We start from the raw sequence: 12690 nt of genomic DNA, 5'->3' as shown, positions 1-12690 counted from the left end.
GAACACAGGTGCTACCACGGATTAACCATCCGGTACGCCGGCCTCAGCCGACCAGCCAGACGCGAAACAGCAACACCGGCATCAGGCCGAGCATCACGGCCCAGAACCCGAACGACGAGACGACGAGAATTCCCTTCAAGAGATCGGCGGGCGCGAACTGGCTCGCGGCCGTTGGCCGGGTGCGATACCCCATGGTCATTTCCCCTTCGGTAACTTTGGACAGAACGATAGGCGCAGTCACGTAAACGAGACGTGGATGCGGATTGCGGCAGCTGCGAAGGCCGTTGGGGCGCGGTTAACCACGCGCAGCGCTCTCCCGCTCCCGCCGGCCGTCATTCCGGGGCGCGCGCAGCGCGAACCCGGAATCCATTCATGGGCGCGCGCGCCCACCAACTCCGCCGCGCCATGGATTCCGGGTTCGCGACTTCGTCGCGCCCCGGAATGACACGGAGGTGGCTTGAAGAGAAAGCCACTACGCCGCGATCGTCATCCGTCGCTCGATCTCGCGATCGATCGTTGCCGCGAGCTCGCTGCTCACTTCCACCATCGGCAGGCGCACCTCCGGGCTGTCGATCAGGCCGGATCGCCACAGCCAGTACTTCGCCGGCGCGGGGCTCGGCTCGGCGAACAACAGCCGCGTCAGCTCGGCGACCTCGTCCCAGCGCGCCTGCGCCGCATCGTGGTTGCCGCGCTTGTGCTCGCTATAAATTGCCGCGAAGGTCTCGGTCTCGACATGGGCTGAGAGCACGATGCCGCCGTCAGCGCCGTCACTGAGCGCCTCGAAATAATTGGCGTCCTCGCCGGTGAGCACGCGAAAGCCCTTCGGCCGGTCGCGCAAGAGCGCGATCGATTGCTCCCGGCTCGCGCCGCAATCCTTCAGGCCGACGATGTTCTTGTGCTCGGCAAGGCGCAGCATGGTCTGGTTGGTGATGTTGACGGCGCAGCGATAGGGAATGTTGTAGAGCGCGATCGGCCATGCCGCGTGGTCGGCGAGCGCCTCGAAATGCGCCAGCAAGCCGCGCTGCGACGGCCGCACATAATAGGGGCTGGCGATCAGGTAACCGTCGATCGGCCAGTCCGCGGTCTCGTCGAGGCGCTCCTGCAGACGCGAGGTGTCCGCGCCCGACAGTCCGAGGCAGATCGGCAGGTTGCGGCCGGCGGCCGCCATCTCCGCCCGCACCACGGCGACGAGACGTTCGAGCTCGGCTGCGCGCAGCGTCATGCCTTCACCGGAGGTCGCGCCCAGGATGAGGCCGTCTGTGCCGTGCGCGCAATAGTGCCGGGTCAGCCGCCGCAGCGACCTCTCGTCCAGCGCGCCGTCCTGGAACGGCGTCACCAGCGGCAACCACAGCCCGTGCAAGTGATCTCGTAGTCCGGTCATGTTTCCATCTCCTTCTCGGGAAAAATGCCTGAGACGGAGGGCACATGAAAAAACCCCGTCCAGGCGGCGGGGTTTTCGAAGATTTGCAGCGATGACGAAGTCGGCTAGCGCGCGCAAAAATCCGAGGCCCCGGGATGGGGCCCTTTTTTCGAGACGATGGCCTCGAACGAGATTGCGCACGACTTCGTGATCATAGGCCAATGATGCGGGGTAGGCGTGGAACTGTCAATACACGCGCAGGGCGAAGCAATATTTTGACGAAAAAAAGCCGGACCCGAGGGCCCGGCTTAGGTATTGGCCACGTGAGGCCGACACAATCACCTTCCAAGAGGGATTACTGAACTCCCGCGCCACTGGAGGAGGGGGACAAATGCGCAACGCGAAGGCTCAGCGTGCAAACATTATGAGCTTGCCGAGTGCCTTGCAGCAACAGCCGAGGCCGCATGTCAGTCATGCGGAAATCAGGACGGCCAGCGTTGCGCCTTGCTCACCACGAAGTCACGGAACACCTGTACGCGCGCGACCGTCTTCAACTCCTCGGGATAGACGAAGTAGGTGTCGAGCTGGATCGAATCCGACTCGCCGAACAGCTGCACGAGCTTGCTCTGCTCCTCGACGAGGTAATCGGGCAGGGCGGCAATGCCGAGGCCCTGCGCGCAGGCGCGCACGAGACCGAGGATGTTGTTGACCTTGAAATAGGCCTCGCGCGGACCCGAGCCGTTGCGCCCGGCTTCGATCAGCCAGTTGCGGTTCTGCAGGTGCGGCGCGAAGTTGCCGTCCGAGAGCGTGATGATGCGGTGGGAGTCGAGCTCCTCCAGCGTGCGCGGCGTGCCGAAGCGCTTGATGTATTCCGGCGAGCAATAGGCGTGGAAGCCCATCGCGAACAGCTTGCGCTGGATGAGATCCGGCTGCGTCGGCTTGCGGGTGCGGATCGCGACGTCAGCCTCGCGCATCGACAGATCGAGCTCCTCGTCGGTGACGATCAGCGAGATGCGGATCTCCGGATAGAGCGCGGTGAACTCGCCGAGCCGCGGGATCAGCCAGTTGATGCCGACGCCGGGCGTGGTGGTGATCTTGAGATCGCCGCTCGGCCGCTCGCGGCTGTCGGTCAGCTTGGCGCGCGCCGCCTGCAGCTGCATGAACACGTCATGCGCGGTGCGGAACAACAGGTCGCCCTGCTCGGTGAGGATCAGCCCGCGGGCGTGGCGGTGGAACAGCGAGACCGAGAGCTCCTGCTCCAGCGCCGAGACCTGGCGCGACACCGCCGATTGCGACAGGCCGAGCTGCTCGCCCGCATGCGTGAAGCTGCCCGCTTCCGCCGCGGCGTGAAACACCTTCAGCTTGTCCCAGTCCATATCCGTAAATCCGTCGCGTGTTCGGGGCATGATTCTATTCCGCTGCCGCGCGCTCGCTGGCGCGAAGGGCCAAGAAACGTTCGGCTTCGAGTGCGGCCATGCAGCCGAGGCCGGCGGCCGTCACGGCCTGGCGATAGGTTTCGTCGGCGACGTCGCCGGCGGCGAACAGGCCCGGCACCGAGGTCGCGGTCGAGTTCGGGGCGACCTCGATATAGCCGGAGGGTTTCAGCTTGACCTGATCCTTGACGAGCTCGGTCGCCGGCGCATGCCCGATGGCGATGAAGATGCCGTCGGCCTTGACGTCCGTCAGCGCGCCGGTCTTGACGTTCTTGAGACGGACATGGGTGACCTTATTGGGGTTATCGGTGCCGCAGATCTCGTCGACCGCGGCGTCCCAGATCACCTTGATCTTCGGATGCTTGAACAGGCGCTCCTGCAGGATACGCTCGGCCCGGAAATGATCGCGACGATGCACGATCGTGACCTGCGAGGCATGGTTGGTGAGGTACAGTGCTTCCTCGACCGCGGTGTTACCGCCGCCGACCACGATCACCTCCTTGCCACGGTAGAAGAAGCCGTCGCAGGTGGCGCAGGCCGACACGCCGCCGCCCTGGAACTTGGCTTCCGACGGCAGCCCGAGCCAGCGCGCCTGCGCGCCGGTGGCCAGGATCACGGTCTCGGCGAGATAGACGTCGCCAGAGTCGCAGGTGAGGCGGAACGGCCGCTGCGCCGTCTCCAGCTTGGTCACCAGGTCGGAGACGATCTTGGTGCCGACATGGACCGCCTGCTTCTCCATCTGCTCCATCAGCCAGGGGCCCTGGATCACGTCGGCGAAGCCTGGATAGTTCTCGACGTCGGTCGTGATGGTGAGCTGGCCGCCGGGTTGGATGCCCTGGATCAGGATCGGCTCAAGCATCGCGCGCGCGGCGTAGATCGCGGCGGTGTAGCCAGCCGGGCCGGAGCCGATGATGACGACCTTTGCATGAACAGGAGCGGACATTTCGATGGACGCCTTTCACGGGGGATTTGCAGCGCGGGCGCGGAATGTGCCGGGAGGCCTAGCGGAGGCGCTGAAATATCAGAGCTAATCTAAGCAATCTGGCGAGCCATGCAAGAATTGCATTCCCTATCGGCGGATTTTTCCAACAGGGAACAAAAGTCGATTGCGCTGCACGCGCAATAAAATTGCGCCGGCGGTGAGGATTGCGCTATGAGGATTTCGACAAATCACCCAATACCGCCGCAAAGGCCAGGAGTTCCAATCACGTGTCGCGGAACCTAGACGAGATCGACCTGAAAATTCTCACAGAGATTCAGGCCGACGGTCGAATCACCAATGTCGAGCTGGCCAAGCGCGTCGGCATCTCGCCGCCGCCCTGTCTGCGCCGCGTCCGGGCGCTGGAGGAGGAGGGTTACATCCACGGCTATCGCGGCCTCCTGGACGCACGCAAGCTGGGCTTCGACGTCACCGTTTTCGCCGCCGTGCACCTGTCCAGCCAGGCCGAAGGAGATTTGCGCGCGTTCGAGGAGTTCGTCCGCGCCGAGCCCCTGGTGCGGGAATGCTGGATGCTGTCCGGCGAGGTCGATTTCATCCTGAAATGCGTCGCCCCCGACATGGCGACCTTCCAGGATTTTGTCACGCACCTCACCGCGGCGCCGCATGTCCGCAACGTGCGCACGTCATTGGTGCTGCACAATTCGAAGTACGAGGCGGCCGTGCCGCTCGAGGTGAAGGGACGGCGGTAGGTCGCGCGAACTCGTGCCCCGGACGCAGCGCAGCGCTTCTTCAGCGGTGCGCTGCAGAACCGGGGCCCATCTCACCGCGTGCCGTGCTGCCTTCTGGGTCCCGGCTCTGCGCAGCAACGCTAAGGGCGTTGCAGCGCGTCCGGGACACCAGACGCAGAAACAAAAAGGCCGCGCACTGCGCGGCCTTTTCGAAACGTCAGCAGGCGCAGCGGCAAGTCCTTACCGCCACTCCACCTTGGTGATCTCGTACGCCTTGGCGCCGCCCGGCGTGTTGACCTCGACCGTGGCGCCCTTCTTCTTGCCGATCAATGCGCGTGCGAGCGGCGAGGTGATCGAGATCCGGCCCTTCTTGGCGTCCGCCTCGACCTCGCCGACGATCTGCCACACCGTCTTCTTCTCGGTGTCCTCATCGACCAGCGTCACGGTGGCGCCGAACTTGATGGTATCGCCGGAGAGCTTGGAGATGTCGATGATGTCGGCGCGCGCGAGCTTGTCCTCGAGCTCGGCGATGCGGCCCTCATTGTGCGACTGCTCTTCCTTCGCGGCATGATATTCCGCGTTCTCCGACAGGTCTCCGTGCGAGCGCGCCTCGGCGATATGCTCGATGATCCGCGGACGGTCCACGGACTGGCGCTGCTTCAATTCTTCCCCGAGCGCGACAAAGCCGGCCTGGGTCATCGGAACCTTTTCCATCGTCTCTCTCGTCCTTCGATCGTGCGCCCCAGAATGCGGATGGGCGCCGCAACCTTGATTCGTCAGTCCTCCAGAGCCCAAAGAGGGGCTGCCGGACCTTGACAGATATGGGCTTTAGCGCCGGAACAGAACTACCACCTGGCCGGACAGTTCCTCCGGCCATTGTGGCTTCATTGCCAATCACTTAGCGGAAGCTTCGCTGCCGCTAGCGATCAGGTTTCCGAAAAGTAGCTCTGCAGGGTACGAACCTCAAGGTCCCCGCCCAAATAGGCGCGGATGCCCTGCGCGGCCGCCACGGCCCCGGAAAGAGTGGTGTAATATGGCACTTTATGCAAGAGGGCCGCGCGCCGCAGCGAGCGGCTGTCGGCCAGCGCCTGCGGGCCTTCGGTGGTGTTGAAGACGAGCTGGACGTCGCCATTGGTGATGGCATCGACGATGTGCGGCCGCCCTTCCAGCACCTTGTTCACCTTCTCGGTCGGGATGCCCTGATCGGTCAGGAAGCGCGCCGTGCCCGACGTCGCCAGCACCTTGAAGCCGAGCGAATGCAATTCGCGCACGGCATCCGCGATGCGCGTCTTGTCGCTTTCGCGCACCGAGACGAACACAGTGCCCTTGCGCGGCACCCGCGTGCCGCCGCCGAGCTGACTCTTGGCGAAGGCGACCGCAAACGAGCGGTCGATCCCCATGACCTCCCCGGTCGAGCGCATCTCGGGGCCGAGCACGGTGTCGACGCCAGGGAAGCGCGCGAACGGGAAGACCGATTCCTTGACGCCGACGTGCTTGAGCGCCGCCTTCTTCAGCTTGAAATCGGCAAGTTTCTCGCCGGCCATGATGCGCGCGGCGATCTTGGCGACCGGCGTGCCGATCACCTTGGCGACGAACGGCACGGTGCGCGAGGCGCGCGGATTGACCTCGAGCACGTAGATCTCGCCGTCCTTGATGGCGTATTGCACGTTCATCAGGCCGATGACGTCGAGGCCGAGCGCGAGCTCGCGGGTCTGCCGCTCCAGCTCCCCGATCATTTCCGCATCGAGCGAGTGCGGCGGCAGCGAGCAGGCGCTGTCGCCGGAATGGATGCCGGCTTCCTCGATGTGCTCCATGATGCCGACGATGAAGGTGTCCTTGCCGTCGCACAGGCAGTCGACGTCGATTTCCGTGGCGTCGGACAAATAGCGGTCGAACAGCAGCGGGTTCTTGCCGAGCACGGTGTTGATCTGCCCGGTCTTGTCGTTGGGATAGCGCGCCTTGACGTCGGCCGGCACCAGCTCCGGCAGCGTGCCGAGCAGATAATCGTTGAGCTGGTTCTCCTCGCGGATGATCTGCATCGCGCGGCCGCCGAGCACGTAGGACGGGCGCACCACCAGCGGCAGGCCGAGATCGGCGGAGACGAGGCGGGCCTGCTCGACCGAATAGGCGATGCCGTTCTTCGGTTGCTTGAGGCGCAGCTTGTCGAGCACGCGCTTGAAGCGGTCGCGGTCCTCGGCGAGGTCGATGGCGTCGGGCGAGGTGCCGAGGATCGGCACTTCGGCGGCTTCCAGCGCACGCGCCAGCTTCAGCGGCGTCTGGCCGCCGAACTGCACGATCACGCCGTGCAGCGTGCCCTTGCTGCGCTCCTTGGCGATGATCTCCAGCACGTCCTCGGCGGTCAGCGGCTCGAAATAGAGCCGGTCGGCGGTGTCGTAGTCGGTCGACACCGTCTCCGGATTGCAGTTGACCATGATGGATTCGTAGCCGGCGTCATGCAGCGCGAAGCAGGCGTGACAGCAGCAATAGTCGAACTCGATGCCCTGGCCGATGCGATTGGGACCGCCGCCGAGAATGATGACCTTCTTCTTGTCGGACGGCGCGCTCTCGTCCGCGGGCAGGCCGGCGAACGGCGCCTCATAGGTCGAGTACATGTAGGCGGTCGGCGAGGCGAACTCGGCCGCGCAGGTGTCGATGCGCTTGTACACCGGGTGGACGCCGAGCGCGTGGCGCTTCGCCTTGACTTCGGCCTCCGTCGTCTCGGCCAGCACGGCGAGCCGCGCGTCGGAGAAGCCCATGGCTTTCAGCGTGCGCATGCCGAAGGCGTTGCCAGGCAGGCCGTTCTTCCTGACCTTGTCCTCCATCTCGACGATGCCGCGCATCTCGGCGAGGAACCACGGATCGATCTTGCAGGAGTTGAAGATGTCCTCGTTCGACCAGCCGAGCCGCATGGCCTGGGCGACCTGGAGGATGCGGTTCGGCGTCGGAGTGCCGAGCGCGGCGCGGATCGCGTTCTTGTCGTCGTCGCGGCCGAGGCCCTCGATCTCGATCTCGTCGAGGCCGGTCAATCCCGTCTCGAGCCCGCGCAGCGCCTTTTGCAGGCTTTCCTGGAAGGTGCGGCCGATCGCCATGACTTCGCCGACCGACTTCATCGAGGTGGTCAGCGTGGTCGAGGCGCCCGGGAATTTCTCGAAGGCAAAACGCGGCACCTTGGTGACGACGTAGTCGATGGTCGGCTCGAACGAGGCCGGCGTCGCGCCGCCGGTAATGTCGTTGGCGATCTCGTCGAGCGTGTAGCCGACCGCGAGCTTGGCGGCGACCTTGGCGATCGGAAAACCGGTGGCTTTCGAGGCCAGCGCGGAGGAGCGCGACACGCGCGGATTCATCTCGATGACGACCATGCGGCCGTCTTCGGGATTGACGCCGAACTGAACGTTGGAGCCGCCGGTCTCGACCCCGATCTCGCGCAGCACCGCCAGCGAGGCGTCGCGCATGATCTGGTATTCCTTGTCGGTCAGCGTCAGCGCCGGCGCGACAGTGATGGAATCGCCGGTGTGCACGCCCATCGGATCGAGGTTCTCGATCGAGCAGACGATGATGCAATTGTCTTTCTTGTCGCGCACCACCTCCATCTCGTACTCTTTCCAGCCGAGCACGGATTCCTCGATCAGCACTTCGTTGGTGGGAGACGCGTCAAGGCCGCGCTCGATGATGTCGAGGAACTCTTCCTTGTTGTAGGCGATGCCGCCGCCGGTGCCACCCATCGTGAAGGAGGGGCGGATGATCGCGGGCAGGCCAATCTCAGACAGCGCCATCATGGCCTGGCCGAAGGCGTATTCCTGGTAGCGCTTGCGACGCTCGCTCTCGCCGAGCGTCCATTGCCGGTCGAGCTCTTCGAGCTCGGCGCCCGAAGCTTTTGCGCGCGCCGCCTGATACTTCTCGCGGAACGACTTCTTCAGCTCGGAGGCGTTGGCGAGCCGAGACTTCGGCGTCTCGAGCCCGATCTTGGTCATGGCCTCGCGGAACAGCTGGCGGTCTTCCGCCTTGTCGATGGCATCGGCGGTGGCGCCGATCATCTCGACGTCGAACTTCTCCAGCGTGCCCTGCCGGCGCAGCGACAGCGCGCAGTTCAGCGCGGTCTGGCCACCCATGGTCGGCAGCAGCGCGAAGCCGCCGGGGACGACGTGACGTTCCTTCTCGATGATCTTGGCGACGATCTCGGGCGTGATCGGCTCGATATAGGTCGCATCGGCCAATTCCGGGTCGGTCATGATGGTGGCCGGGTTGGAATTGACGAGGACGATGCGATAGCCCTCCTCCTTCAGCGTCTTCACCGCCTGGGTGCCCGAATAGTCGAACTCGCAGGCCTGGCCGATCACGATGGGACCGGCGCCGATGATCAGGATGGTCGAGATGTCGGTTCGTTTGGGCATCACCGCTCACGGGCTGGGATCTGGGCACAAAAAAAGGGCGCGCTTGCCGCGCGTCCCCATTTGGCGAGAGCGCGGGGTCTCCCTCGCGCGCGGGTGGGTCTTAAACCAGTTTTTGGAGCGGCGAAACCCCGAAAAACGCCCATCAACCGCCAATTTTCAGGGGTTGGGACTCTGCCGAGCGCGCCCGGCTTCGCCCGTTGGGCTTCGCTGCGGCAGCCTTCGCTACGAAGGGCTTGCCGAAGCCGAAGCTGGCGAAGCCAGCGAAGGCTGGAGACCCGGCCTGGATTTGAACCAGGATGAAGAGCGATGCACCGCCCCCGCGTAGACATTTCCGCCACCGGGCCATCAGGATTATTCCCGATCGGCGTGCGCCAGGCCACCTCAGCTGATCGTTATGCTTAACGGATCAGAGGCGGCCTCGCGATGAAGGTCATGCGCCAGCGGTTGTGCCCGATATTGCTGTGGGCGCGCTGGACCGCGAAGCCCGCCGCCTTCAGCTTGGCCGTGATCTCGTCCTCGCTGTAGCGCTGCAGTCCGATCTTCGAGCGCAGCTGGCGATAATCCGACAGCGCGGTGCTGATCAGCCCGATCAGCGCGTCCTTCAGAAATCCGTGACGCAGGCCGAACCCGAGCAGCGCCATCACATCCCTGACCATGCCGACATTGGGCTGTAGAACGTCCCCCAGCACCAGCTTGCCGGAGGGTTTCAGGATGCGGCGGATGTTCAATAGCGCCGCATCGAGCTCGTCCGGCGTCATGTATTGTGCGACCGAGTTCATCACGACGAGATCGATCGACAGATCCTGCATCTTGCGGACGTCCTCGAGCGAGCGGACGCGGATCTTGGTGTTTGGGGCGAACCGCGCGATCAGCCGGCCGCGCACGCCCGGCGCGGGCTCGGCCAGGATCAGCATGCCGCAGGCGGCTGCCACCTGGCTCGCCGACAGCGCTTCGCCGCAGGCATAGTCCAGCACCGTCGCATCGGGCGAGGGGATGTAGCCGATGATGTCCCGCGCAATGATCTGGAAGTGCAAGTCGCGATGCAGCTTGCTGACATAGATCGTATGCGTGGAGTCGTAATAATCGATCCAATCGTCCATTGGTATCCCGCCCAGGGGTTCCTATCTAGGAACCGCGCTGCCCACCTTGCGTTAGGGGTGCGGCGGCGCGCCGTCAATGTCCGCGTCCTAACAGGAAGGTCTCCCGTGAGCAAAACCAACAACAAGGTCTCGCCCGAACTCGATACCCCCACGGATCTGTCGCCCGACGGGGTCAAGAAAGTCTCTGAGGCGCTCAATGTGCTTCTGGCCGACGCGTTCGCGCTTTATCTGAAGACCAAGAATTTCCACTGGCACATCAGCGGGCGCCACTTCCGCGATTACCATCTGCTGCTCGACGAGCAGTCCGACCAGATCTTCGCCACCACCGACCAGCTCGCCGAGCGCGTCCGCAAGATCGGCGGCACCACGCTGAGGTCGATCGGCCAGGTCGCAAAGCTCCAGACCATCAAGGACAACAACGAGGACTACGTCCCGCCGCGCGAGATGCTGCGCGAACTGATGCAGGACAACAAGCACGTCGCAGCCGCGATGCGCAAGGCGCACGACGTCTGCGACGAGGCCGGCGACGTTGCCAGCGCCAGCATTTTGGAGAACTTCATCGACGAGACCGAGCGCCGCACCTGGTTCCTGTTTGAAGCCACCCGGCAGGAAGGTGGCAACGAGGCGTAGGCCAAGCTTTCGTAGGGTGGGAAAAACGAAGCGTGCCCACCAACAGGAGTGTGCGGATGGAGTGGCGGGCACGGCGCGCAGGGGCGCGCCTTTGCCCACCCTACCGCACCGCGCTCGTAGTTACCGCCACAGCCGCATCAGCGCGCCGTCCTTCCCGGTCACGGGATCAGCCGGCGGCAGCGCCACTTGCGGAATCGTCTTCAGCGCTTTCGCATGGTTCTCCGGCGTTGCGCGCGTGATCTCCATTTTTGCGCCTGGCGGATAGGCGCCGATCACGCAGAAATCATTGCTCGCCTTGATGCATTGATGGCCGGTGCCGGCGGGCAGGATCGCGACGTCGCCGGCCTTGATGTCCAGCTCCTGGCCATGATCGCCGCCGAAACGCACGCGCGCGCTGCCGCGCGCGACGCCGAGCACCTCATGCACCGTCGCATGATAATGCAGATAATCGTAGACGCCGTTGCGCCACGTCCCGCCCCAGCCGTTCGCTTCGAACAGATTCTCGATAGTCTCTTCCGGGCGCTTTGGGTCGAGCTTCACCGCGCCCTGGTAGACCAGGAACGGAAGGATGTTGTTCGGCACGAGCCCGTCATCCTCGAAAACAATGGCGAGCGGCTCGGCCTTGTCGCGGACGACGGACATGGCTGTGCTCCTGCGCAAGAATAGCAGGGATCAACCAAACGCGTACGGCGACGTTCCTCGTTCCACCGTCATTCCGGGACGACGCGCAGCGTCGAGCCCGGAATCCATGGCACTGCAGAGTCTGTTGCCAGATGGATTCCGGGCTCGCGCTACGCGCGCCCCGGAATGAAAAAGTCCGGGCGAGCCCGGACTTTTGTGGTGAAGTATTCGGGGAGAACGCGCCTTACGCCCTCTTCCTCTGCCGCATCAGGTCGGCGAAGCGCTGGAACAGATAGTGCGAGTCGCGCGGGCCGGGTGAGGCCTCGGGGTGGTATTGCACGGAGAATACCGGCTTGCCGTCGAGCTGGATGCCGCAATTGGACCCATCGAACAGCGAGATGTGGGTCTGCGTCGCGCCCTTCGGCAGCGTCGTCTCGTCCACGGCAAAACCGTGGTTCATCGAGGTGATCTCGACCTTGCCGGTGGTCTCGTCCTTCACCGGGTGATTGGCCCCGTGATGGCCCTGATGCATCTTCTTGGTCTTGGCGCCGACGGCAAGGCCCAGCATCTGGTGGCCGAGGCAGATGCCGAAGGTCGGCGTGCCCGATTTGATCACGTCGCGGATCACGGGCACGGCATATTTGCCGGTCGCGGCCGGATCGCCCGGACCGTTGGACAGGAACACGCCATCCGGCTTCATCGCCAGGATGTCTTCGGCCGGGGTCGTCGCCGGCACCACCGTCACCTTGCAGCCGACGCCGGCGAGCAGGCGCAGGATGTTGCGCTTGATGCCGTAGTCGATGGCGACGACGTTGAACTCGGGCTTGTCCTGCCTGCCAAACCCATTGTCCCAGGCCCAGGGCGTCTCGTCCCAGGTGAAGCGCTGGCCGCTCGTCACCATCGGCACGAGGTCCATGCCTTCGAGCCCCGGCCACTCGCGCGCTTCCTCCTTGAGGCCGTGCAGGTCGAACTCGCCAGACTTCGAGTGCGCGATCACGGCGTTGGGCATGCCCTTGGAGCGGATCAGCGCGGTCAGCGCGCGGGTGTCGATGCCGGAGAGGCCGATGATGCCGCGGGCCTTGAGCCAGGCATCGAGATGCTTGGTGGCGCGGTAGTTCGAGGGATTGGTGATCGCGGTGCGCAGGATCACGCCGCGCGCGCCGGGCGTCGCGGCCATGTTCACCGTCTCGATGTCGTCCTCATTGGTACCGACATTGCCGATATGCGGGAAGGTGAAGGTGATGAGCTGGCCGGCATAGGAGGGATCGGTCAGGATCTCCTCATAGCCGGTCATTGCGGTGTTGAAGCAGACCTCGCCGACGGCGTGGCCCTCGGCGCCGAGACCAAAGCCCTCCAGCACCGTGCCGTCGGCAAGCACGAGGAGCGCGGTCGGTTTGTGGTCCGGCCAGGCGGGATCGTTGTCATGTTGTGTCATGAGCCCGCTTCATAAGCCCCCCGCGTGTGCACGTCAAAGCGAGAGAAGGCCG

The 12690-nt window shown here is 64.5% G+C and carries 11 protein-coding genes; 2 read left to right on the top strand and 9 right to left on the bottom strand.

The features are described 5' to 3' along the window. Window positions 1-43: 43 nt before the first annotated feature. The 4 genes from ACM43_RS06135 to trxB form a co-directional block, all read right to left on the bottom strand. On the bottom strand, window positions 44-193 hold the full coding sequence (locus tag ACM43_RS06135; RefSeq protein ID WP_167361666.1) for a hypothetical protein: 150 nt from the start codon (window positions 191-193) through the stop codon (window positions 44-46). Between the two features lie 279 nt (window positions 194-472). After that, window positions 473-1381, bottom strand: coding sequence for a 4-hydroxy-tetrahydrodipicolinate synthase (gene dapA, locus ACM43_RS06130; RefSeq protein ID WP_271538921.1), 909 nt, complete (start codon window positions 1379-1381; stop codon window positions 473-475). A gap of 461 nt (window positions 1382-1842) precedes the next feature. Then, window positions 1843-2766, bottom strand: coding sequence for a LysR family transcriptional regulator (locus ACM43_RS06125; protein ID WP_025032176.1), 924 nt, complete (start codon window positions 2764-2766; stop codon window positions 1843-1845). A gap of 4 nt (window positions 2767-2770) precedes the next feature. Next, complete coding sequence (gene trxB, locus ACM43_RS06120; RefSeq protein WP_157285046.1) at window positions 2771-3736, bottom strand: thioredoxin-disulfide reductase; 966 nt, start codon at window positions 3734-3736, stop codon at window positions 2771-2773. Between the two features lie 266 nt (window positions 3737-4002). On the opposite strand from trxB, the gene ACM43_RS06115 reads away from it, so the two are divergent. Continuing rightward, entirely contained in the window at window positions 4003-4482 is a 480-nt protein-coding gene (locus tag ACM43_RS06115) for an Lrp/AsnC family transcriptional regulator (protein WP_271538919.1), read from the top strand. A 219-nt stretch (window positions 4483-4701) separates the two neighbouring features. On the opposite strand, the gene greA is transcribed toward ACM43_RS06115, so the two are convergent. The 3 genes from greA to ACM43_RS06100 form a co-directional block, all read right to left on the bottom strand. After that, entirely contained in the window at window positions 4702-5175 is a 474-nt protein-coding gene (gene greA / locus ACM43_RS06110; RefSeq protein WP_036009537.1) for a transcription elongation factor GreA, read from the bottom strand. Window positions 5176-5387: 212 nt separating this feature from the next. Beyond that, window positions 5388-8852: a carbamoyl-phosphate synthase large subunit gene (gene carB, locus ACM43_RS06105; RefSeq protein ID WP_271538916.1), complete on the bottom strand. Its 3465-nt coding sequence runs from the start codon at window positions 8850-8852 to the stop codon at window positions 5388-5390. A 398-nt stretch (window positions 8853-9250) separates the two neighbouring features. Further along, window positions 9251-9952 carry a class I SAM-dependent methyltransferase gene (locus tag ACM43_RS06100; RefSeq protein ID WP_271538914.1) on the bottom strand — a complete coding sequence of 234 codons (702 nt, stop codon included), beginning with the start codon at window positions 9950-9952 and terminating at the stop codon, window positions 9251-9253. 105 nt (window positions 9953-10057) lie between these two features. On the opposite strand from ACM43_RS06100, the gene ACM43_RS06095 reads away from it, so the two are divergent. Next, a complete protein-coding gene (locus ACM43_RS06095) occupies window positions 10058-10582 on the top strand; it encodes a Dps family protein (protein WP_057027720.1) in 525 nt (174 codons plus the stop codon). A gap of 120 nt (window positions 10583-10702) precedes the next feature. Here the strand turns inward: ACM43_RS06095 and ACM43_RS06090 are convergent, their stop codons facing one another. After that, window positions 10703-11224: a cupin domain-containing protein gene (locus tag ACM43_RS06090; protein ID WP_157285043.1), complete on the bottom strand. Its 522-nt coding sequence runs from the start codon at window positions 11222-11224 to the stop codon at window positions 10703-10705. A gap of 223 nt (window positions 11225-11447) precedes the next feature. Beyond that, window positions 11448-12638 carry a glutamine-hydrolyzing carbamoyl-phosphate synthase small subunit gene (gene carA / locus ACM43_RS06085; protein WP_271538908.1) on the bottom strand — a complete coding sequence of 397 codons (1191 nt, stop codon included), beginning with the start codon at window positions 12636-12638 and terminating at the stop codon, window positions 11448-11450. Window positions 12639-12690 lie beyond the last annotated feature (52 nt).

This window comes from Bradyrhizobium sp. CCBAU 45321, assembly GCF_028128975.1.
In the GTDB taxonomy this organism is placed as follows: Bacteria; Pseudomonadota; Alphaproteobacteria; order Rhizobiales; family Xanthobacteraceae; genus Bradyrhizobium; species Bradyrhizobium yuanmingense.
The sequence above is the reverse complement of the archived record's forward strand: the minus strand, read 5'-3'. Positions and strand labels throughout refer to the sequence as shown.

What these genes read in the sequence shown, in the direction of transcription:
- carA (WP_271538908.1), bottom strand. Translation starts at nt 12,638, where the DNA reads ATGACACAACATGACAACGATCCCGCCTGGCCGGACCACAAACCGACC.
- ACM43_RS06090 (WP_157285043.1), bottom strand. Translation starts at nt 11,224, where the DNA reads ATGTCCGTCGTCCGCGACAAGGCCGAGCCGCTCGCCATTGTTTTCGAG.
- trxB (WP_157285046.1), bottom strand. Translation starts at nt 3,736, where the DNA reads ATGTCCGCTCCTGTTCATGCAAAGGTCGTCATCATCGGCTCCGGCCCG.
- ACM43_RS06125 (WP_025032176.1), bottom strand. Translation starts at nt 2,766, where the DNA reads ATGCCCCGAACACGCGACGGATTTACGGATATGGACTGGGACAAGCTG.
- ACM43_RS06135 (WP_167361666.1), bottom strand. Translation starts at nt 193, where the DNA reads ATGGGGTATCGCACCCGGCCAACGGCCGCGAGCCAGTTCGCGCCCGCC.
- carB (WP_271538916.1), bottom strand. Translation starts at nt 8,852, where the DNA reads ATGCCCAAACGAACCGACATCTCGACCATCCTGATCATCGGCGCCGGT.
- dapA (WP_271538921.1), bottom strand. Translation starts at nt 1,381, where the DNA reads ATGACCGGACTACGAGATCACTTGCACGGGCTGTGGTTGCCGCTGGTG.
- greA (WP_036009537.1), bottom strand. Translation starts at nt 5,175, where the DNA reads ATGGAAAAGGTTCCGATGACCCAGGCCGGCTTTGTCGCGCTCGGGGAA.
- ACM43_RS06100 (WP_271538914.1), bottom strand. Translation starts at nt 9,952, where the DNA reads ATGGACGATTGGATCGATTATTACGACTCCACGCATACGATCTATGTC.